Genomic DNA, 21,024 nt, shown 5'->3' with positions numbered 1-21,024 from the left:
CATGCGCTGGTACGGAATGTAGGCGAAGCCGCAATGTAGTAGCCGTTGCCGTGACCGGCCTTGTATCGCCTATATCGGCTGACACACAGCCAAGTGCATCTTAACTCTCGTCTGCTTTCTCTAGCGCTGTATTATTTCGAATTGTATCCGAATCAGATTGCTGGATGGTTAATCCCACCACAGAACCAATTAGCACGACAAGCAGAACAAGGAAGCCGTTCCGAAGTGACTGATATGCGGCTTCGTTCCTAAGATGCCTAACGACATTCATCCTTTCTTGTGCATATAGAGCTTGGCTCAAGTACAATACGCCGCCACTTTTCTGCCTGAGCGCATGTTGAGTCCCGTACCCGTAAACGGCCAACGTCTTTAGAGCACCTAAAGCCGTTACTCCAGCAAGCAGCATATATATCGATGCGAATCCACATGCTATCGAAACGAGCCCTGCATATGGGTTTTCGGGCACAAACTTCGCCAAAGCACCGCTAGCCGCTGCCAAAACGGTCAAGCTTACACTTAGCCCTAAAGTGAACTTTGATGTCTTTTCATCTATTTTCGTTGCCCGCTCATGCTCTTCTTTGATTCGGTCCTTTAAAACTCCTTCGTCAAGCTCTGCATACGGTGTGGATTTTTCCGCGACCAGCGCTTTATTACTCACATCCCTCATTATTTTTCTTTTGTTCCTCAAGAACGCAAATAAAGGAAGAGCTTCTTCAAAGGCCCTATACGCGTACTGCTTCATTTGTCACCCACCAACCAGTTGGCAATGTCTACGTCGAACCTACGCTCATCGCTAACAAGCCAGCCCCACTCGCCTGTCGGGTTGATTTCGATAAAATAGTAGCTGCCATTACTTTCTATCAAGTCGATGGCCCCAAAGTTAAGGCCGAGCACTTCGAGCAACTTCAAGCACTTCCTCTCTATACCATGAGGCAGATCAACTTCCGTATATTCAATAGCGTCACGATCAACAACTCGCCAGTCTCCGTCTATCCCTCGTCCGGCCGAAGTTATTTTCACTGCGGTCACTTCTCCTCCAATCACCGTCACTCTGAGGTCAATTTTGGGTGACACGTACTCCTGTACGGTCAGAGGAGCGGCAGAGATATTTTCATCAGTGAACTCTGACGAGCATTCTATGGTTGAGTAGGTAAATAGAGTCTCGTTATTATCCCGAAGCAAGACGGTGTCCAACGACTTGATAATTGCCCTATTATCTATCTCTCGAAGCCTGGCATAATCATTTCCTATCAATGTCTTGGGTACTTTGAACCCTATTCTCCTGGCGACTGACAATTGATATGCTTTTGTTTCTGCTAAATACGTAGCGTTCAACGGGTTCATCCACCTAGCTTGGTCAAAGATAGCTAGACTTCTTAGAAACCCCATCCACTGGCTCCGGGACAACTGTTCATCGATACTTAATGACTCACCCGGTGTATTCCTTAAGAAAACTGGCTGTCGATAATACACAGCCCTGAGATCAGTTGTTATTCGATAGTTGGCTCCGTTCATCCTCACTTCTAGGGACTCTTCTTGAACATCCATAGTTAAGCGGTAGCTCTCAAAGTTTTCTCGGTTCAAACGAACGTATTTGGCTTTTCGCCTCTCAAGTTCCTGAACGACAAGGTCCGCTGAGAAGTCATAGAGACTAGAAACCACTAGACAATCAACAATCATTCTCCTTTTTGGTCCTCGCCCGTTTCCTGATCACATTTCTTGGATACCAATGCGCCATATTTCGACCCAGGGGATACAAGGGGAGCAGATCCCGACACCCAGTAGCCTCTCTGATCGTTAAACACAGCATCTTCAGGCATTTCTGGATGTTTCGAATATGGCTTTCTCTTCGCATGCTTAAGCAATAAATGATCATTCATTGATAGGCTCCTCCTTTGTTTCGATAACGCCGCCGGTACGAGCAGCTTTGTAGTGGAGGCAAAGCCGCAATGCAGTATGCGTCGCCGTGCCTGGAATTGTTAAGGCTTTCGCCCAGTAGTGATCTGGTTCGAGAGCTCCGGCAATACATAGATCGTCCTTAGCATTGCCTCAGCAATTTCTAAGGCAGCTACCAGCTCCGGCGGACGCGCGACCTCTATCTCATGAGCCGCGACATTCCCGAGAAAGCGATGACCATGCAGTATAGCCGCTTGGTTATTTGAAAGTATCCCGTTGCTGGCCAAGCCATCTATTAGCTTTTCAAGGTTACTCCCCTTGACTCCCCGATCTTTGCAGATTGCTTCGATTAATGCGCGCAGCCCAATAGCAGTTAACAAAGGCAACTGAGCATTCATTGCTCCAACAATTTCACGATAAATCGATCGAATCTTCGGTGGCAGCAAATAATCTTCATTGAAGGTCTGACGTTGAGTTTTTGACTTAGGGTAAGTTCGCCACCTCAAGTCCATCTCGCCGATGTGAGGATTCCAGTCGCCCTCATCCCATTCAGAAATCGCGTACGCGTAACTGTCACAGCCTGCACATTGGCAAAAATAGTGGTTCTCACCCCACTTCTCGACTTCCATTGGGTGCGGATCCACGGACCGTTCCGCTATCACAGCGTGATTTGTGGGACGCTTACACTCCCCGCAGTAGACCCTTATCGTGCTTCCTATCGCCATACCTTCAATGCCCAGCAGCTAGGCAGCGCGATTCATCATTGCAAAAATTTGACTGCGTCGTTATCACAGACTTTGAACCGTCAATCGCGCTACACATAAATTGATAAAACAATAGCTTAGCCTAGCATGACCATCTCAGCCATGTGATCATTCAGCGTCTGCAATTTGCACCGTCAATCATACTGGATGAAATTACTGTGATTAGCCTGGAGGCTGTGGAGGCAAGCCCTCAATCGAATGTTCGCTTTTGTTTAAACCTGGTAAGGGCTGCGGTCGCAAAGCGAACGTCCAGATTGACCACAAAGCGGACCTTTTTCGCCATGACCCGCCCCCCTCAGCTAACCCGATGCCTGCTTGGGTGGGGTCACGCCTGCTCGGATGCATTTGAAGACCTGACGCCACACTTACTTGGCGAAACACCAACGGGCGGAAAACTCTAGTCAGCAGTGCAACTAAAACAGGGATGTTTACAATAGAACGTTAAGGACTACATCGGCAATGCGGCCTGTCATAATGCGAGCAAGATACGGAATTAAAACGCTACATTTCGTAACGATAACCGTGCTTTTCCTTACTCTGCGATTCCTGACTTTTATCAGGAAACAGAGATACAGTACTCGATCAACAATAAGATTAAAAAAGCATCGGAGGCTTTCAGCAATGAATAAAAAAACATCTCTGTTTGCAGGATTTCTATTACTGCTGTGCAGTGTTTCAGTTATGGCTGACACCATAAAACTGGGCTTCAATTATCCGCAATCCGGACGATATAAGGACCTGGGCCTGCAGCAAAGACTGGCCGCCTTCCTGGCCGTGGACGAAATCAATAAGTCGGGTGGAATTCTGGGTCGAGACGTTGAGCTTGTCATCCGCAACACCTCAGGATCTCCGGAGCGTGGAGCCGCCAACACCAGGGAGCTGATCACTCAGGAAAAGGTCGACATGGTCTTTGGCGGTGCGTCCAGCGCCGTGGCCATCACTTCCGGCAAGGTCGCGAGAGATCTCGGGCGACTCTACTTTGGTACGACAACCTCGGCCAATGCGACGACCGGCAGCGAGGGACATGACCACATGTTTCGCGAATACCCGAATGCCTGGATGACGGCCAACGCGCTTGGCCGGTATTTGACGACAACGTTTGGCGATGCAAAGTACTTCTACGTGACAGCCGACTACACATGGGGTTGGTCGTCGGAAGAATCCATCCGTGAGTTCACGAACACATCTGACAAGAACGCCCATCCGAACGCGTTAACACCTTTTCCAAGAGCCTTCATCAAGGATTTCAAAAAAGCACTCGAAGCCGCAGAAGCCAGTGAAGCCGATGTCCTGATCCTGGTCTTGTACGGCGACGACCTGGTAAGAGCGCTCAAGGTTGCCTATGAAATGGGCCTGAAAGACAAGATGCGCATTGTACTGCCCAACATCACGCTCGGCATTGCCCAGATGTGGGGGCAACGATCATGGAGGACGTTATTTCCACAACGCCTTGGGAGTGGATGATTCCCTACCAACTGGGGTTCCTCCGCGGCCAGCAGTTTTCGGAAGCATTTACCGAAGCCTATGACATAAGACCGACCTCCACGGCGGCGACGGCTTATGGCATTGTCTATGCGTACAAAGAAGCGGTCGAGCGCGCCGGGACGACCGACACGCAGGCGCTGATCAAAGCGCTGGAAGGCCATGAGTACACGCTCCTGAAAGACCGGCAACAATGGCGCGCCTTTGATCACCAGAACCTGCAAACCATCTACGTCGTTCGGAGCAAAAAGCGAGAGGAGGTGGTCAGTGACCGGCTGCGTAGCGATTTCTTTGAAGTCATCGGCTCGCTCAGTGGTGAGGAGGCTGCCCAGACCTTCGCACAATGGCGCGCGGAACGCGAAGCGGCCAACAAGCCACCCCACTTGTGATGATTGAGGTAGCCCCCGCAAACTAACAGAGGTTGGCGGGGTGCTCCTGTCTTTCAATCCGACGCGGGATCGACTCGTTTTCGAGGGTTAAGCATCCATGGCGCTTCTCTGTTTCCGATGCTGGACATCGATCACTGGGGTAGCCGGCACCGTTTCTCAGCTTGATGGGCTCAAGCGGTTACATTTTTTAACGCTCGTGAATTGGACGTTCTCCAAACTGTGAATCAATATTCTTTTTTTAATAAACGATTAACGGTTCGTCATGGGCTCGTTTCATAACCAGCCGCTCGTAGGCGCACCGAGCGCCAAGGAAGAGGCTCTTGACGCTCCTGTTCGAGCCAGCGTATTCACTTCATTCATCTTCTTATGCAGCTAGCTAAACTACGATGGAAAACGGAATTTTCGTATGGCGATCTCATGAGGCCGAACGCCCGCACCATGAGATCAAGGGGACAATGGATCAGCAGCTCGCTGAAAAGCTCACGCTGATTTGCGAGTCCATTCAACGTTCGTTGGAGGTTGATTCGGTACTGCTGTCAATACCAGGTGCTAACGGGCTGTCGTCGGTTGTATCGGACAGTGACGCTCCCATCGGGTCCTTCGCCGATCCAACTATGGGCAGTGAGACGCCCGATGGACGGCCGGATCCCGTGTTCGTCGAAGAAGATGTTTCATCGAATGCAGAGTCGTCGGAGTACCTGCTGACGCTCGGGTATTCCGACATCCGCTTTTACGCAGAACTCGCGGTACAAGGGGCGCGAAACGACCAGATTGCTCTGGTGCGAATCATGGACGCCCAACCTCGGCAATTTGGTGTAACCCAGCGAACGATGTTCCGTCGACTCAGTCTTCTAATCAGACAAGCCATGGAAGGCCGCCTTATACCCGATCAACCATCCATTGATCCCACCACGCTTGTCCAGTCCATTTGCCGGGCTCAGGAACTCCTCCTGAACCCCACCGATTGTCAATCCGCGTACGACACGCTCCTCAAGAGCATTCTGTCGTTGACCCACAGTCCGATGGGGTTCATTGGGAGCGTCTCTCACGATGCCATGGACGGGTCGTTTATCAAACTGTTGGCTTTATCAGACGAGCCTCAGTGCCCCCAGGGTGCAGCCTTACTCAAGCGTATTCAACGCGAAGGCATGGTGTTTCGGCGACTGGACAATTTGCTCGGGGCTGCGATTTCAGAAGGCCGGGTCGTTATCTCCCAGGATCTCGCCAACGACACCCGAATCCGAGGCTTTCCGAAGGGACATCCCTCACTGTCGACCTACATGGGCATTCCCGTCTTTTCTGGTGAATCCGTGATCGGCCTCATTGGCCTGGCCGATCGCCCTGAAGGCTACACACAGGAACTTGCAGATGAGCTCAAGCCACTGAGTCAAACGGTTGGCATGCTGATTGACCGGCATCGTCTGAAAATTGAGACAGCCCGGAATGAGCGCAGAGTGGAAAGGGCCCGGAACTACGATGCCTTGACCTGCTTGCCGAGTGGGCCGATGCTCACCAAACGGTTAATGCGCGAGGTTCACGAAGCCGATAGGGCGGGCTCCAGCCTCTCAGTGTGCATTATTGACGTGGACGGCTTTAAACGCATCAATGATCGATTCGGTCAGGCTTGTGGTGACGAGGTCCTCAAAACAATCGCCCTGCGGCTGAAAAATGCCATTCGACCACGGGACTTGGTCGCGAAACTCCGGGGCGATGAGTTTCTCGTAACCCTGCGAGATGCGAACGCAGGCCCATCGGCGTATCGCAGACTCCTGAGCGCGATCGCGGAACCGATTGCGGGTCCCAGCACTACGTTTGCGCTCTCAGCCAGCATGGGGGTGACCGTCTACCCACTTGACCAGAGTGATCCCGACATTCTCCTTCGTCACGCCAGTCTGGCCTTGTATCGGGCGAAAGAGTCGGGGGCGGGTCAGTTTGTGACGTTTGACATTGACGATCATGAGGCGCGAAGGGAGCAGCGGCGGATTCTCGAAAGCATCGAGACAGGCTTCAAGCGCTCGGAGTTTCAGCTTTTCTATCAACCGAGAATCAATTTCCGGACCGGGGCTGTTGATGGATTCGAAGGGCTCATACGCTGGAATCATCCCGAGCGCGGGCTGCTGTTGCCCTACGATTTTCTTGGGGCGACAGAGTCGACGAAGTACGAGTCTGTTTTGGGAAACTTCGTCATCCGAACGGCACTAACGACCCTTCGTCAATTCGAAGCCGATGATCAACGCTACACCATCAGTATCAACATCAGCCCTCATCATTTCCTGGCCGACGATTTCATTCCTGCTTTGCAAGCTCACCTCAGAGGCGTTAGTACCCAGTTGCGCCGGCGTCTTGTGCTCGAAGTCCTGGAGAGTACGGCGATAGAAGATGTGAGTACTGCCACACACACGGTCGAAGCCTGCCAGGCACTGGGGGTAACGGTCTCCCTGGATGATTTTGGCACAGGCTTTTCGTCGCTCACGTATTTTCGGGACCTGCCCGTCGATGAGATAAAAATTGATAAATCGTTTGTGATGGGGATGCTGGGTAATCCCAGTGACCGGGCTATTGTTGAATCCATCGTCAGCTTATCGAAGCGTTTTAATCGTCGCGTCGTGGCCGAAGGTGTTGAGACGAAAGCCCTGGCCCAGGCGTTGCGCAAACTGAAGTGCGATTTTGGCCAGGGGTACTATTTCAGTGTCCCCCTACCACTTGACGAGGCTCTGGCCTGGGCTGACGAGTTCTCGAACCGTCGTTGAAACAGGAACACGTCCGCCAAACCAGTCCTTTTCCTGTCGAGCTCACGGCCACTGAGTCTGAACCGGCGTCGGTGTCACCCAGGAAACCCATGGTGTTTTTTGAAAATGTATTCGGCACGTGTGTTCTATGAGTTCTATACTTAGCACTTGAGTGTGAAGGCAAGATGCATCTGGCTGGCATCGCTGGTTCTCGACGAGATCACGACCCCAAAATCAGTCAGGTACCGTGGTTTGCCGAAGGATAGGGGGTCAGCCGTGCCTCAACGCAGTGACAATCCGCCCCGGTCAAAGGTGACACAACCCGCCGCACACACGACCCAGGCTGGTGAGAAACCGGGACGGTTGCTGGTGGGCGACGATGAACCCCGATTGCTTGCAAGCCTTTGCTCAATATTGCGTGAACAAGGTTTCGACGTGGACGGCGTTAGCAACGGAGATGCCCTGTGCAGGCAGGTCGGGTTAAATCATTACGACCTGATTCTATTGAACATTTGCATGCCCGGAATGGGAGGGCTTGATGTTCTCTCGTGGCTCAACGCCAACAAAATGGATATCCCCGTCGTGATGATCAGCGGCATCGCCGACTTCCGGACCCTTCGGCGCGCCCTACAATATGGCGCGTTCGATTATTTGCGCAAGCCCTACGACGTCGACGAACTTATCCGGGTCGTTCGTGAGGGGGTACGTGTCCGAACAAGGGAGAGCACCGGGAACAAAGCCGAGCAGTCGCGGAACCCCACGGCCCACTTTTTTCCGAAAATGCTCAACCAGCTTCCGGACATCGTTTTTTCGCTCGATGATCGTGGCCGTATCAACTTTGTTAATCGTCGGGTAGAACCCCTCCTCGGCTTCGAACAGCAGGAATTGTTAGGCAAGCCGTTCAGCTTATTGATTGACGAGGGCGATGTGGCCAAAGTGTCGTCACTCCTGGATAAGCATTCGCTTGGGGATCCCGCAACCCTCGAAATAAGGCTTCGCAAACGGGACCAGGCGTCGAGCCCGTTTTTTGAGCTCACGGTGGTCCCTACGCGGGATCAGGAGCTTTGGCTCCCGGACAACGAGGGGCACCTGTCAATACACGCAGAGCTTTTAGCGGTGGCAAGAGACATCACTGAACGAAAGAAAAAACAGGCGCTGGTGGAGTTTCAGGCATCGCACGATGCGTTAACGGGTTTGCCGAACCGGACCCTGTTCCTGGATCGACTGGCGCTGGCCATCAGCCAAGCCAGCCGAACGGAGCAGAAACTGGCCTCGCTGTTTATTGATCTGAATGACTTCAAGGCCGTCAATGACACGTTCGGGCACAACATGGGCGATCAGTTGTTAAAGAGTGTCGCCGTGCGCTTGAAGGGGTGTTTGCGCGAGGGGGATACCCTCGCCCGTTACGGCGGTGACGAATTCACCGTCCTCCTGCCGGGGCTTGAGAGTGGGAAGGACGCCGATGCGGTTGTTGTCAAACTGTTGGAATCGCTGAAAGATCCTTTCCGCTTGAACAATGGGACTCTCTGTTTATCGGTGAAAGCGAGCATTGGCGTTGCGTTGTTTCCTGACGAGGGTCTGGAGGCGGACGAGCTTTTGCAGCGAGCGGACGAAGCGATGTATGCCAAAAAGGAACGTATAAAGTCTAGATAGCTTTCCCGTTCAATCAAAGCACAGCCCAGAACACCGGATGGATGGGGGCCAGGGGCCATCAAACGCCAGAAACCGGCAATCGACTGGGTTACGGCCGCAGATGAGCAATAGCTTTAAGACAGGTACAAAGGGAGTTCTTACGATGGCGGTTGGCACGGTACGATCAGGGCCCGATTATTTCGACGAAGCGTTCGGCGTTTCAATAGCCAAGCTCTTAGGCATGTTGAGACGTAGTTTTTCAATGGACATGGCATTCATTGGAAAGTTTGAGCATGGCACCCGAACCATGGTGTTCGTGGAGTCGGATAACAACGCAGACTTGTCGTCCGAAGGCTTCTGTTTTTCCCACCCTCAGAGCCAAACCTACTGCCGAAAGATTGCAGACGGCGAGCTCCCCTCAATCATTCCCGATGCCCGATCGAATGCAATAACACGTGCGATGGACGTCACGAACGAGCTGTCCATTGGTGCGTATCTGGGCGTGCCCATTTATCTTTCCGATGGCGAAATTTACGGCACACTGTGTTGCCTGAAGCATTCCAGCGATCCGTCGTTAGAGACCCGAGACCCTTCATTATTGGCGTTTGTGGCCGACGTCATTGCAGATCGGATCGAGTTTCATCGACATCGGCAACGGCATGACAACCAGATACGGTCGCGAATCGAGGGCCTGAGCTCAAGCCAGGAGTTAACCATGCATTTTCAGCCGATCTGGTCGATCACGGGCGCTGCGATTTGTGGGTATGAGGCGCTGGCCCGATTCAACACCGAGCCCTATCGCTCACCCGACATTTGGTTCAGCGAGGCCGAACAGGTGGGTTTGGGTGATTTTTTGGAGACGTTGGCGATTGACCTGGCGCTCACGCAATTGCCCAAGATTCCTGAGTCCTGTTTTTTGAGTATCAATGCCTCTCCCGCCGCCATTTTATCGGGTGCGGTCGGCAATCTTCTGAATCGCAAGGATGCTCACAGGATCGTACTGGAGGTTACCGAGCACTCTCAGATACTGGACTATCCGGAATTTCGAGATTCCGTTCAGTCCATTCGTAAAATGGGGGCCCGACTTGCCATCGACGATGCGGGGTCCGGATACGCATCGTTGCAGCATGTTCTGGAACTGGACGCGGATATTATCAAGCTGGATCTTAATCTGATCCGGAACATACACTGCGATCGGAAGAAACAGGCGCTGGCAGCGGCGCTTGTTTCCTACGCTCAGCGCGTAAGGGCGCAAGTCGTTGCCGAGGGCGTCGAAACACAAGAAGAGTTTGATGTGCTTAAGGAGCTGGGAGTGGACAAGGTACAGGGCTACTACATCGGCAAACCTGCAGAGTTGGCTTGATACGGAACGACGCCTTAAATGCTATCAAGGACGTAAGAGTGTTAAACATGAAATCAGTGGCCGCCAAACGAAATCTGCGCAACCAGCAACGGGTGGAAGTTCGCGCGGACACGGTCATTGAGATGCCGCGCGGCTGCGACCTGACCTGTTCCCTCTCCAACCTCTCACGCACCGGCGCGATGATCTCTTGTAACCAGCAGAGCGCTGAACAACTCATGCCGGATAAAAAGGCGCCTGCTACGGGCAACTGCAATACCGTGACGATGCGGTTTGCCGTGCCGGATGGTGCCGCACAGCCGGTTTCTATCGTTGCACACGGTACGATGGTGTATGTTCGCCGCATCGCCCGGGATGAATTTCAGATCGGCATTCAGTTCACGGGGTTTGAAGGCAATGGTTTTGATGACCTCGACCGGTATATCTCCGAGCTGCTTGCCGACACCCATAACTCAACGTGAGCTGGTCAGCCCCCTTCGAGGAGCCGGGGAGGCCCGCCCGCAGTATCGTGGTGGTCACCAGTACTCTAGAGCGAGTTTAGGATCCTCCGTATCAGATGAGGCCTGGGAGTTGGAGGGTACTGCGGGATACTCACGTGAGTCTTGTACCGTTGCTCTCGGTGCAAACCTTGCGTAATCCCTCTACGATAACCTTGTGGCCTAAAACGACCGCGACGGACAGAAACAGGATGCAAACCCAGCCATAGTTTATCGGCGTACCAGAGCCGAGCTGGTTAAGCACAACGCTGACTGAGCGCACCGCCACATCCACGCCTAGCAACATCAAACCGGTGGCCATCATTGCGCACTCACCCGCTGGAGTCCCCGAGCGTTTGATGGGAAAAGCGGTTTCGGAAATGTGTGGCGCTTTAACCCACAAAACGATTCCGACGACGATGGGCACGCTCAGACTCGCCGCGAAGTAACCGAAGTGCAACGAATTCGACGCGTTAAAGACCTCGGGCGTCAACGCATGGGGAATATAGGTTCCTAGAGTGCGAAAGATCAGATAGACCGAAAACACTTTAACGACGAACTCAATTAGTTCTCTCATACAGATGCATGCAACGCTTCACGTTCGCTGCCTAGCTATGGTCGGCAACGGTATGCCTGGAAAGTCTCGGGACCAACGAAGCATTCGATGCCTGAGACTGGAGGGTAGAGACTCACTCGGGGTGCAAGAGAACCGCGAGTTCTTTTCGCAAACTCAATCGACCGCCAAACTTGTGCTGAAAGGCTTCTTGAGCCTGGGCAAACTGATCCATCACTTCGACCTTTACCGTACTGAAGAACGCGTCGCGGTGATAGCGTATGGTGCCGATATATACGGCCCGCTCCTCTGGCTGCACATTGACGCCGAATACGCCATGCAACGGCGCATTTGCAGGCCGGATAACGGCGTCCGGGGCGACCATTCGAATTCTGGCATCCATTACTAGCCAAGATTTGGTGTTAACGAACGGCCTGTTTTCGTAAGCCACGAAGAATGTTTCGCCCAAGGGGTCCTGATGCTCCGGCGCAATCCGCCGAGTGTCAGATCGTCTTCTGGCTGGCGTAAGTCCTCATCGACAATGAGGATGGCCGTATTGCGAAATTCCTCATAATTGTCGTCCAAGAGCTGCTCATCCGATGCAAGAGCGGGCACTAGCTGAACTTCTCCGATCACGAGGATGGTGTTGCCGTTCAATTGGGCGAGGCTTGTGACTTGCTGGATCGACGACGAGGGTACAACGCATCCGGTCAAAACAGCGATTAATACATTCAGCAGAGCGAAACGCGCCTCGAATCGACGATTGTCGGGCATCAGTTGAGCTCCTGCAGACGATCACGTATTCGCTCCTGCCATTGGGTTGCGCGCACCCAGTCCATTTCCTGTATCTTTAGCAGAAGCGCTTTTTCTGTGGGGTCGTCCAACAATTCAATCGAGAATTTTCCGAACTCAAAAAAGCCACTTTCTGCATCCCGGTAGGCATAGGCTCCCACAAAGTAAATGCCGGGCTGCTCGATTTGGATCGCAGTCTCGTTACGCCCGTAAGTGGGGAAATCATAGACATGTTCGCCCCACCAAAACGAGTGGCCACCAAATCGCGACATTTGAAAACTACCGGAAGGCAGGTACTGATTGTAAAGAATGCCGTCCTCGGCAGACATGGTCCAGAAACCGGATTCAGTTTTGGGAGCAGCTTGCTGCAGCTTCGCGTAACTGACATCCGTTGGCGCGTCGTCCATATCAATAAATCCGAAAACAAGTGAATTGGTTGGGTCATCCATGCTCCTGCCGCCACCGGAAAAGGCGCAACCGGTCAGCAAAAGCGCCAGCACCGCAAGACAAGCAAAGGAGCGTACTGCGAGGAGAGTCTTTTTCAATTTTCGGTGCTTCTGGCGTGGAATGCGTATTCCTGCAAGCTTAGATCAGAGTGGCTTGGCAGGCCTCCGCCTGATGTGAAGTGTTACAGAATTCCAACGAAAGAAATACAAACGCACGAATGCTAACAAACCTAGTGATGGGGCAGTGTGGGCATGAATCGTAAGTGATGGGATGGGCACCTTCGCGCCTCGCTCATAGGCCAGGAGTGTCTACTGCACCGGGGCAAGTCCAAAACAACAATACTGCACCGACGAACAACATCCCGTTACGCAGCTTTTACACAAGCAAGCCCTATATGTACAGGAATCACACATTTTCCCCTTGTTTAACACGCCCCCTACATCTACTATTCTCTTAGTCATGTATATAACCAAAGATAATATACAAGGATTCAGAAGCATGATCACCGTCCCTCGACGACACATACTCCGCAAACAGGGCGAGACACAGTCGTAACTGTCCATCAGGCAAACTGGATACTTGAACTAGTCATCGACTGAAAAAACTTATGTTTTCCTGTGAGATTTAATGGACACCAGAACACTCTCCAACAATACGACCATCGCCGGCACCGCAGTTTTTTTTGATCCCAATCATTACCTGATCACGAGCCTGCGACGAGCAGTCGCAAATAAACAGAATATTCTCCTTTCTTCGGAAACTCATGGAGACCTGATCCTTCTTGCTAGCCGGGGAGAATATTTTTTTGAAGGGCCGGATTTACCCGAACTCCTTCAATTGCCTGCCGCGAAGTGCCGTCTACGTGTCCTGTCCGAAGAAGAGAGCAACGACTATAAGAAAGCGATTGGCAGGAACATCGACGAACTGATGTGGCGAACCGTCTATTACACCTCTGAAGGCAGACTGATGGAAGGGTATCACTGGAACGATGTCGTTCAGTTGGATTACTGGCCGAACCTCACGAGACTGCCCCTTTCACCCAACACATTCAGAATCCTGGCGCTATTTTATAAACACCCAACATCTGTTTACTTCGCAGCGCGCTTATTAAAAGTGCCCATGGGGGAAATGTGTCAGATTTACAGTGCCGCCCGTGCAGCAGGCTTTGCTCGCGCGATTAATCGAAAAGCCGAAGAACCACGCCTCGACCCTCATCGAAACCAGACGCTGCTGACCTCGTTGCTCTCCAAACTCGCCGGACGCTAGGACTGATTTGTGGAACATAAAATCATTTTTGCCGGCCCTGTCGGCGCAGGAAAAACCACGGCAATCCAGGCCATCAGTGATATTGACGTCGTCAGCACCGAAAGCAAGGCCAGCGACGAGGTATCAAAGCGCAAAGCAACCACTACGGTGGCCATGGATTACGGCACCCTTGATGTAGGGAACGGCCAGAAGATCCATTTGTATGGTACGCCGGGGCAAGAGCGCTTCAGTTTCATGTGGGACATTGTGACAATCGGAGGGCTGGGTCTGGTTCTGTTACTCGACAATACCACCGAAGATCCACTGGCGGACCTCGAATTCTACGTCAAGGCTTTCCAGCCCTTTATCAAGAAAAGCTCAATGGTTCTGGGTGTGACCCGCATGGATGTAAAAAATCGCCCCGGCCTTTACTCCTTTTATACGAAGCTCGATGAACTCGGCATCAGGGCGCCGGTCTTCGAGGTAGACGCGCGCGAACGGAGCGACATCACAATCTTGCTGCAGGCGCTTCTAGCTATGCTGGACCCGGGAGTCAAGCGGTGAATTCCGACGACCCGTTTGCTGATGATAACGCAGTACTTTCGCTAACCGGCTTCGGTGTGGCTTTCCGGGAGAAAACGGTCCTGGCCAGCATCGACCTCGAGGTGCCGGATCGTGGAATCACAGTACTACTGGGTCCAAGCGGCACCGGGAAGTCAACGTTACTCCGAACGCTTGCAGGTTTTAACGATCCCAACCCTAACCTGCGCACCTGGGGTCAGGCAAACTACGTTGGTGCTCCCCTTGTAGACACCGGAGAGCGGCCTGTTCTCGCGGCGCAAAACGCTCGAATGGTGATGGCAAGCATTCTGGACAACATCGTTCAGGATCTTCCGGAACGACGCTCCCTGTCACCTTTGCAACAGCGCAAACTGGCAAAGCGACTGTTGGAAAGAGCGGGTCTTGAGGACCTTATTGGGCAAATCAATGAACCGGTCATTCATCTGAGCCTAGCCCAGCAGCGACACCTCGCAGCTATGCGGCTTGCGGCAACCGGGGCCAGACTGATCCTGCTCGACGAACCAACGACCGGACTGGATGACCGCGAAGCAGAATGCCTTCTCCGGTACGTTGCAGCGGAAAGTCAGCATCGCTCGATTCTTATCGCGCTGCACAACCTTTCCCATGCCGCACGCCTGGGCGGACGAACGGTTTTGATCGCAGGAGGCTCTGTTCAGGAAACGGCAAAAACCAGCGAATTTCTCAGGCAACCGACCAGTCAGGCCGGTAAGAGTTTTGTCAGAAGTGGCTCCTGCGCCGTTGCTGCACCGGATGCCGACCCCGAAACCCTGTCGCCGGGAACGCCCCCACCCGCGCCACTGCCGGAGGCAGCGCGATCGTATGTGAGTGACAGCTTCGGTCCACGGGGTTTCCTCTGGCTCAGAAAGGGACAGCTCGCCGGAACTCCCAGGCCCGGCATCGTTCAGGACCTTGAGTATGACCTCGTCGCTCTGAAACGTGTTGGAATCACCACGCTGGTTACACTGACAGAGACCGAACCTGACACCGATGCATTGAATGCCCATGGCATCGAAAACATCTGGTCTCCGTTCAAAGACATGGGGGCCCCGTCGATCACGCAGACCGTAGAACTTTGCAAAACAATCCAGGCACTCTGCAATGACGGGGGCGTGGTTGCCGTCCACTGCAGAGCCGGCCTAGGACGAACAGGGACGATACTGGCCTGTTGCCTGATCTGGGACGGCATGTCCGCTCTGGACTCGCTGGAAAAAGTACGACGCATAGAGCCCCGCTGGGTGCAATCCGAAGCCCAGGTGGAGTTTCTGGAGAAGTTTGCCCTGTTTCTGAGTGAGCGGGCGACAACCACGCAGGCCTCGTGAGAGCGTCTGCAAAAAAAACACAATAAAGAGGAACGCGATCGATGTCCGACATTGATAACGCCTTACAGAAGGCTATTACCACCATTCCCGAGTGCCTTGCCGGAGGTTACGTAGACCTTACCAGCGGGATGCTTCTCGGCATTAAAACTGTAGATTCTCACCCGGACGAAGTGTTGGAAATGCTGGCTGCGGCCACAGCCGATCTATTCCAGGGACCCAACGTTGTCAGCATCGAGAACATGTTCAAGAAGGCCCGTGGTCTGCCGCTGGATGATTTTCATTATTTCCAGGAAATCATTGTAAACAGCGAAAACCTTATCCACATTTTCATGCGCACAAAGAGCTATCAGGACCACGTGATAACTTTTGTCTGCCGGAAATCTGCCAACCTGGGTATGGTGCTCACCAAGGCACGTGCGGCCCTCCCACAAGTTGAGGCCAGCCTGTAACCTATCTACTGGGTCGGGTTAATCCCCGACCCAGTAATGCCGTCAACTTAATGGCCCAGAGGGAGTACGAATGAATACTTTGACTCACCCCGGACAAAGTCACCCGAAAGCGAGCGCCGCGAGATCAATTTTAAGGGAACTCAACGCTTCCTCAAACGACATTGAGGCTTCGGCAACCATGACCACCGATGGTTACATTATTGCCGCCGTACTTGGAAAGGATACCGATCAGGACCGCTTTGCAGCGATGTCGGCCTCGCTACTGGCACTGGCAGAGAGGGCCGCCGACGAAGTCGCCCGTGGCGAGATGAAGCAACTACTCATTGAGGGCTCGAAAGGATTGATGCTTCTAGTAAAAGCCGGCGGCGATAAAGTGCTGGCCGTTGCTGCCAAACCAACAGTCAATCTCGGCCGAATTTTTCTCGAGGCACGGAAATCCGCCGCCAAAATTGACCAGGTGATCGGTAACGATTACTGATCCATGATTAACTATTATGTTTAAAATCAAATATCTGGGAAATAGCTACCACTGCGACTCTGGCGAGACAATCCTTGACGCAATGCTTCGGCAAGGCGTGGATTTTCCTTTTTCCTGCCGCAAGGGCTCATGCCACGCCTGTTTACATATTGCAGAGGAAGGAACGCTCCCTCCGGAATCTCAAAAAGGGCTGAGTGACGACCAGATCAATCAGGGACTTTTCCTGCCATGCTGCTGCAAACCAATCGACAGTCTCTCTATTGCGCCGAAAAACACACGCGATCGTGGCAACAAACGGGCTGATACGCACCAGAACAACACCGTTTTATCACCAGACCCGGAAATGTGGGAAGCACTGGAAAACGGGCGGGTGCTGTCAGCCATCCTCGACGATTTTTACACCGCCGCGTTTTCCGACGAGAGACTCTCGCCCTTTTTTCATGACGTGACCCGTCAGCGGGCACAAGAAAAACAATACCTGTTTCTCCGGAAAAAATTCACCGGGGAGAAGGTGTACTTCGGCGACCGACCGCGAAACGCCCATCACTGGATGGTGATCTCCAATGACCTGTTCGACTATCGGGAAGCGTTGATGGTGGACTGCCTGAAACGCCATGGTCTACCCGATCACTTGGTGGCGCGCTGGGTAGCGTTGGAAAACAGCTTCCGGCCGGACATTGTCAAGGATAAACCCTGGAATCGAAAAATCGGCGACATGGAAATCCCTGTTTCAGGTTTTGGCGAAATAACCCTGGACATTGGTTCCATCTGTGATAGCTGTGGGAGCGAAATCGCGCAGGGTGAAACCGTTCGCTATCAGTTGCGGTTGGGAACGCTCTACTGTCCCGACTGCATGTACTCGCTTCGCGAAGAGTAAGAGGGTAACAGCCAATCACAGGAAGGTATGAAAATTGTCGACCGCTGAAATTGAAAAGGAACTTGAAGAATTTTGTCTGGCTTTAAAGGACATAAAATCCAGTATGATTATATCGCCGGATGGTCTGGTTATTGCGAAACACGGCCCTACCCACGATCAGGATTTATTCGCAGCACTGTTCCTTGAACTGAAAGTCGTGTGTGAAAAAATCCTATTTCAACTGAATTGTGACGACATTGAGGAAATCTATATAAGGTCAAAATCCGGCTCAGTCACTGTTTTCCCCTTATTCGACAAAGGCTATCTGGCGTGTATCTCTTCAGCCAACATTAATGCTGGGAAAATACAGATTTTCTCATGGAAATTCGCCAGAAGAATTTACTCGTTGCTATAGCCTCAAGGTTTATTGGTTTCAACCGACAAGAACCCGACGCTGGCAGCACTGCCCCGCCACTGAACTTCTTCTAGGTGGAGGTGCTGAGCTCAGGAGTGTCTACTGCACCGGGGCAAGTCCAATGGATCGTAAGCAATGGGATGAACTTTCCCTCAGCCCACTCCTGCGTCAGCATGCCATAATTATGGGTGAGGCAAACCACCAATCAAGCCAAGAATTTCCGGACATCGATTTTGTAGTCATCCGGGGCCACCGATCTCAGGATTCGATCCTGATTGCTTGGCTTGGCGAGATCGATGGTATCCACCGTAATCGGCATGCGGAATTTGGTGTGGTACATCACCCTTACAGTCGGCAGTCTTTGATCACTCTCATTGGCCTCGACCACAACCCCAAGACGCCCACTTTCCAGAAGAACCATAGAGCCCACCGGATAAAGGCCCAGGCAGCGGATAAACTGTTTGACCAGTACCGGATCCAGATGACTGCCACTCCATTCCAGAAGCTTCTTCAGGCCCTGGGTTGGCGTCATTCCCTTGTGGTAGACCCGGTCTGCCGTGATGGCGTCGTAGACATCGCTGATTGCGACCATGCGACCGTATTCCGAGACCTCGTCTCCCTTCAGGCCTTCCGGATAGCCGGTTCCGTCCAGGCGCTCGTGGTGCTGGGCCGCCGTGATGACGGTGAGCTCACCAATGCCCTCGGTGGTGGCAAGGATGTCCCGTGAGTGGCGGGCGTGAAGTTTCATTACCTCGAATTCTTCGGCAGTCAGGCGACCGGGTTTGTGCAGTATCTCATCGGGTGTAAGGATCTTGCCCAGGTCGTGGAGCAGAGCGCCGACGATGGTCTGGTGCAGAGCATCGGAAGACAGACCGCGATAATTCCCGAACAGGGACATAAGCACACTCAGGTTCACCGAGTGTTCCAGCAAATAATTGTCTTTCTCCCGTATTCGTCCAAGGCAGCTCAGGGCGTTGGCATTACGGAGGACAGAATTCTGAAGTTCGTCTGCCAGCTGATGGATGGGGACCACATCGATGGCACCGCCAACCTTGGCGTGGTTCATGAATTCGCCGACCAGTCCCTGAGCCTGGCTGTGGACCTGCTGGGCGATGACCATTTCTTCGGCAAGCGGGACATAGGGTCGCAGGCCCGGCGTCAGCTCACCTGCCTTTTGAAGCGCTGACTCGTTCCGGCGATCCACTTCGGCGGCCGTTTCCGAGTCCTGGGTGTCGAGCCCCTTCGAGGCATCGATATAGACGAATTCCACCCCCATGCGGCGAATTTTCTCGATGGTTTCCTCTTTTTTGATCACACCGCGCTTGCGCTGGGTGTTGTGGGGAATCCAGTCGTTGTTCAGGTCGGTTATGTACATGCCGACCTTGAGTGCGGAGATGGGGACGCGTTTGATCATTCGGTGGGGAATCGCAGTACGTTTTCCCTGTCACGGTAGGGTATCGGGATCAGAAAAGGGCAATCAGCTTCCAGCGTATCTCGCACAATCCCCGGCCCGAGGATCAAACGGTAAAAGACCACAGGCTGGCTGTTTCCACTCATTGCGGCTCATCTTTTTTTTGCATAAAGATGACGTTGTTGTCTGGATTCGGCAGCTGCTCCCCAGAGCGGTGGTTATCCCTTACAATACTGCGAAATTCCTCCAATTTTTTATCCATAGCTCGCTGAATTTTTACGCAACAATCCAGCGGATTCTTCGATGTTTGTTTGATAGCTTCGATCTGAAATTGAAGGCCGCGCAAGCGACGCTGGGTCTCTGGAGGTGTATCCCGGATTTCCTCCTCAATCAGTTTTTCCCTGAGCCTTTCGAATGCGACGGGATCCTGATCCAAAAGCGCCAGTAAAGTATCGAAAGTCGGGATGCTCATGAGCCCTCCTATTGGCGATGTCTTCTATTCACTCAAGAATGCTAATGGTGTTACGAACATTTGCCTTGCTCTGGTAAAGAGCATTGTCCGCACGATTTAATGCATCCTCGTAGTGTTGGTCTGAACTCCGGAATTTAGCTATCCCGAAACTAACCGTAACGCTTACCTTCGCGTCACCAAGCGCAAAGCGCGCCGTTTCAATCGTTCGGCGTACTCTGTCTGCCAGAATGCGGGCGTCCTCGGTACTGGAGCCACTTAGCAGAATGGCAAACTCTTCACCTCCGAGGCGATAGGCATGATCAGAGGGCCGTAATTGCTGTGTGACCAGTTGCGCTGCTCGCGAAAGCACTTGATCTCCCATAGCGTGTCCGTACAAATCGTTTACGTTCTTAAAGTGATCGAAATCGTACATAATGACCGAAGCGTTTCTCTTGGAGCGGACGAATTCGGCATAATATCGCTTCAAGTCTTGATTAAACTTTTTCCGATTGAAGAGTCTCGTCAGGTCATCGGTGACGGACTCAGACCGCAACTTCTCCTCCAGAGCTTTTTGGTCACTTACGTCCCGAATGACCCCCAGCACAACGTCTTCAGCCTCTGCATGGATGGTCTCTTCCATCCAGCGAATCGCCCCATGGCTATCACGAACTCTGAAGGTTGTTGTTCTGCCAGCGCTGGAACTCGGATTCTGGTGAATGGCATCGAAAAGACTCCTATCTTCCGGGAGGCATGACTGTGAAAGCGCATTCAGAGACGGGCTCGCATCATCGTTAATACCCACAATACGGGGCATTGTGTCTGACCAGACCATCTGATTTGTGTTCAGATTCATTTCCCACCAGGCCAATCCCCCGGCTTCCTGAGCCTTCATTAGTCGCATGTTGGCTGCTTCAAGTTGCTTCTTCACCGACTCAATCGTAGCTCTTTCAGAGTCGTCCCGGATCACGGCCATGGCATAGAGAGTTGATCCAATTTTAATTTGGTTCAGCATGATATCAACCGGCAGTACTGAGCCGTCCGAGAGACGTCCAGTAAACCGAGCGCCGGTTCCCATGGAGCGAGGTTTGGGGTGGTCAAAAAAATTGGCAACATATTCGTGATGGCCTGGTACGGAATCCTCCGGTATCAATGTGCCCAGTGGGGCTCCTTCCAGGCTTTCAATTCGGGTGGCAAACAGGTCTGCTGCTTTCTGATTTGCGGCGACGATCGTTTGAGACCGATTGATCAGAATGGCTCCATCGGGACTACTACTGATCATCCACCTCGCGTTCTCCAGA

The 21,024-nt window shown here is 52.6% G+C and carries 24 protein-coding genes; 13 read left to right on the top strand and 11 right to left on the bottom strand.

Annotated features, from left to right (window positions below):
- Positions 1-100 precede the first annotated feature (100 nt).
- From CLH62_RS20460 to CLH62_RS20445, 4 genes are all read right to left on the bottom strand, one after another.
- Positions 101-742, bottom strand: coding sequence for a hypothetical protein (locus CLH62_RS20460; RefSeq protein ID WP_099620021.1), 642 nt, complete (start codon positions 740-742; stop codon positions 101-103).
- Entirely contained in the window at positions 739-1,680 is a 942-nt protein-coding gene (locus CLH62_RS20455) for an MvdC/MvdD family ATP grasp protein (RefSeq protein ID WP_099620020.1), read from the bottom strand. The genes CLH62_RS20460 and CLH62_RS20455 overlap by 4 nt, the downstream gene beginning before the upstream one ends.
- Positions 1,677-1,880 (bottom strand): hypothetical protein, encoded by a 204-nt coding sequence (locus CLH62_RS20450; protein ID WP_099620019.1) that lies wholly within the window; start codon positions 1,878-1,880, stop codon positions 1,677-1,679. Before CLH62_RS20450 ends, CLH62_RS20455 begins: the two co-directional genes overlap by 4 nt.
- A 99-nt stretch (positions 1,881-1,979) precedes the next feature.
- Positions 1,980-2,525, bottom strand: a complete 546-nt coding sequence (locus tag CLH62_RS20445; RefSeq protein WP_170005840.1) for a DUF4145 domain-containing protein — start codon at positions 2,523-2,525, stop codon at positions 1,980-1,982.
- Between the two features lie 756 nt (positions 2,526-3,281).
- Here CLH62_RS20445 and CLH62_RS20440 point away from each other — a divergent pair.
- The 6 genes from CLH62_RS20440 (at position 3,282) to CLH62_RS20420 (ending at position 10,713) form a co-directional block, all read left to right on the top strand.
- Positions 3,282-4,124 (top strand): ABC transporter substrate-binding protein, encoded by an 843-nt coding sequence (locus CLH62_RS20440; protein ID WP_322868743.1) that lies wholly within the window; start codon positions 3,282-3,284, stop codon positions 4,122-4,124.
- On the top strand, positions 4,085-4,531 hold the full coding sequence (locus tag CLH62_RS21605; RefSeq protein ID WP_322868742.1) for an ABC transporter substrate-binding protein: 447 nt from the start codon (positions 4,085-4,087) through the stop codon (positions 4,529-4,531). The genes CLH62_RS20440 and CLH62_RS21605 overlap by 40 nt, the downstream gene beginning before the upstream one ends.
- 455 nt (positions 4,532-4,986) lie before the next feature.
- On the top strand, positions 4,987-7,281 hold the full coding sequence (locus CLH62_RS20435; protein WP_170005839.1) for a putative bifunctional diguanylate cyclase/phosphodiesterase: 2,295 nt from the start codon (positions 4,987-4,989) through the stop codon (positions 7,279-7,281).
- A gap of 255 nt (positions 7,282-7,536) precedes the next feature.
- Positions 7,537-8,913, top strand: a complete 1,377-nt coding sequence (locus tag CLH62_RS20430; protein WP_170005838.1) for a diguanylate cyclase domain-containing protein — start codon at positions 7,537-7,539, stop codon at positions 8,911-8,913.
- 142 nt (positions 8,914-9,055) lie between these two features.
- Entirely contained in the window at positions 9,056-10,255 is a 1,200-nt protein-coding gene (locus CLH62_RS20425) for a sensor domain-containing phosphodiesterase (protein WP_170005837.1), read from the top strand.
- 47 nt (positions 10,256-10,302) lie between these two features.
- A complete protein-coding gene (locus CLH62_RS20420; RefSeq protein WP_099620014.1) occupies positions 10,303-10,713 on the top strand; it encodes a PilZ domain-containing protein in 411 nt (136 codons plus the stop codon).
- A 130-nt stretch (positions 10,714-10,843) separates the two neighbouring features.
- Here the strand turns inward: CLH62_RS20420 and CLH62_RS20415 are convergent, their stop codons facing one another.
- The 4 genes from CLH62_RS20415 to CLH62_RS20400 form a co-directional block, all read right to left on the bottom strand.
- Entirely contained in the window at positions 10,844-11,305 is a 462-nt protein-coding gene (locus CLH62_RS20415; protein WP_099620013.1) for a hypothetical protein, read from the bottom strand.
- Positions 11,306-11,417: 112 nt separating this feature from the next.
- Positions 11,418-11,666, bottom strand: a complete 249-nt coding sequence (locus CLH62_RS20410; protein ID WP_143752396.1) for a hypothetical protein — start codon at positions 11,664-11,666, stop codon at positions 11,418-11,420.
- Positions 11,667-11,686: 20 nt separating this feature from the next.
- On the bottom strand, positions 11,687-12,055 hold the full coding sequence (locus CLH62_RS20405) for a hypothetical protein (RefSeq protein ID WP_099620011.1): 369 nt from the start codon (positions 12,053-12,055) through the stop codon (positions 11,687-11,689).
- Positions 12,055-12,618 carry a hypothetical protein gene (locus CLH62_RS20400; protein WP_143752395.1) on the bottom strand — a complete coding sequence of 188 codons (564 nt, stop codon included), beginning with the start codon at positions 12,616-12,618 and terminating at the stop codon, positions 12,055-12,057. Before CLH62_RS20400 ends, CLH62_RS20405 begins: the two co-directional genes overlap by 1 nt.
- A 529-nt stretch (positions 12,619-13,147) precedes the next feature.
- Here CLH62_RS20400 and CLH62_RS20395 point away from each other — a divergent pair.
- From CLH62_RS20395 to CLH62_RS20365, 7 genes are all read left to right on the top strand, one after another.
- The gene (locus CLH62_RS20395) at positions 13,148-13,786 is read left to right on the top strand and encodes a hypothetical protein (protein ID WP_099620009.1); all 639 of its coding nucleotides are present in this window, start codon (positions 13,148-13,150) and stop codon (positions 13,784-13,786) included.
- Between the two features lie 9 nt (positions 13,787-13,795).
- Positions 13,796-14,329 (top strand): GTP-binding protein, encoded by a 534-nt coding sequence (locus CLH62_RS20390; RefSeq protein WP_099620008.1) that lies wholly within the window; start codon positions 13,796-13,798, stop codon positions 14,327-14,329.
- A complete protein-coding gene (locus CLH62_RS20385; RefSeq protein WP_099620007.1) occupies positions 14,326-15,666 on the top strand; it encodes a phosphatase domain-containing putative toxin in 1,341 nt (446 codons plus the stop codon). The genes CLH62_RS20390 and CLH62_RS20385 overlap by 4 nt, the downstream gene beginning before the upstream one ends.
- 41 nt (positions 15,667-15,707) lie before the next feature.
- A complete protein-coding gene (locus CLH62_RS20380) occupies positions 15,708-16,115 on the top strand; it encodes a hypothetical protein (protein ID WP_099620006.1) in 408 nt (135 codons plus the stop codon).
- A gap of 70 nt (positions 16,116-16,185) precedes the next feature.
- Positions 16,186-16,593 carry a roadblock/LC7 domain-containing protein gene (locus CLH62_RS20375; protein WP_099620005.1) on the top strand — a complete coding sequence of 136 codons (408 nt, stop codon included), beginning with the start codon at positions 16,186-16,188 and terminating at the stop codon, positions 16,591-16,593.
- Between the two features lie 16 nt (positions 16,594-16,609).
- Positions 16,610-17,470, top strand: coding sequence for a 2Fe-2S iron-sulfur cluster-binding protein (locus tag CLH62_RS20370; RefSeq protein WP_099620004.1), 861 nt, complete (start codon positions 16,610-16,612; stop codon positions 17,468-17,470).
- A 34-nt stretch (positions 17,471-17,504) separates the two neighbouring features.
- Positions 17,505-17,864 (top strand): roadblock/LC7 domain-containing protein, encoded by a 360-nt coding sequence (locus CLH62_RS20365; protein ID WP_099620003.1) that lies wholly within the window; start codon positions 17,505-17,507, stop codon positions 17,862-17,864.
- A 205-nt stretch (positions 17,865-18,069) separates the two neighbouring features.
- On the opposite strand, the gene CLH62_RS20360 is transcribed toward CLH62_RS20365, so the two are convergent.
- The 3 genes from CLH62_RS20360 to CLH62_RS20350 form a co-directional block, all read right to left on the bottom strand.
- Positions 18,070-19,278: a cyclic di-GMP phosphodiesterase gene (locus CLH62_RS20360; RefSeq protein ID WP_099620002.1), complete on the bottom strand. Its 1,209-nt coding sequence runs from the start codon at positions 19,276-19,278 to the stop codon at positions 18,070-18,072.
- A 139-nt stretch (positions 19,279-19,417) separates the two neighbouring features.
- On the bottom strand, positions 19,418-19,747 hold the full coding sequence (locus tag CLH62_RS20355) for a DUF3135 domain-containing protein (RefSeq protein ID WP_099620001.1): 330 nt from the start codon (positions 19,745-19,747) through the stop codon (positions 19,418-19,420).
- A 28-nt stretch (positions 19,748-19,775) separates the two neighbouring features.
- The gene (locus CLH62_RS20350; RefSeq protein WP_170005836.1) at positions 19,776-21,005 is read right to left on the bottom strand and encodes a sensor domain-containing diguanylate cyclase; all 1,230 of its coding nucleotides are present in this window, start codon (positions 21,003-21,005) and stop codon (positions 19,776-19,778) included.
- Positions 21,006-21,024 lie beyond the last annotated feature (19 nt).

Origin of the sequence: Marinobacter guineae, from assembly GCF_002744735.1 — a bacterium.
GTDB lineage: Bacteria > Pseudomonadota > Gammaproteobacteria > Pseudomonadales > Oleiphilaceae > Marinobacter > Marinobacter guineae.
Note: the sequence above shows the minus strand (reverse complement) of the source record. Positions and strands in the feature narration are given on the sequence as shown.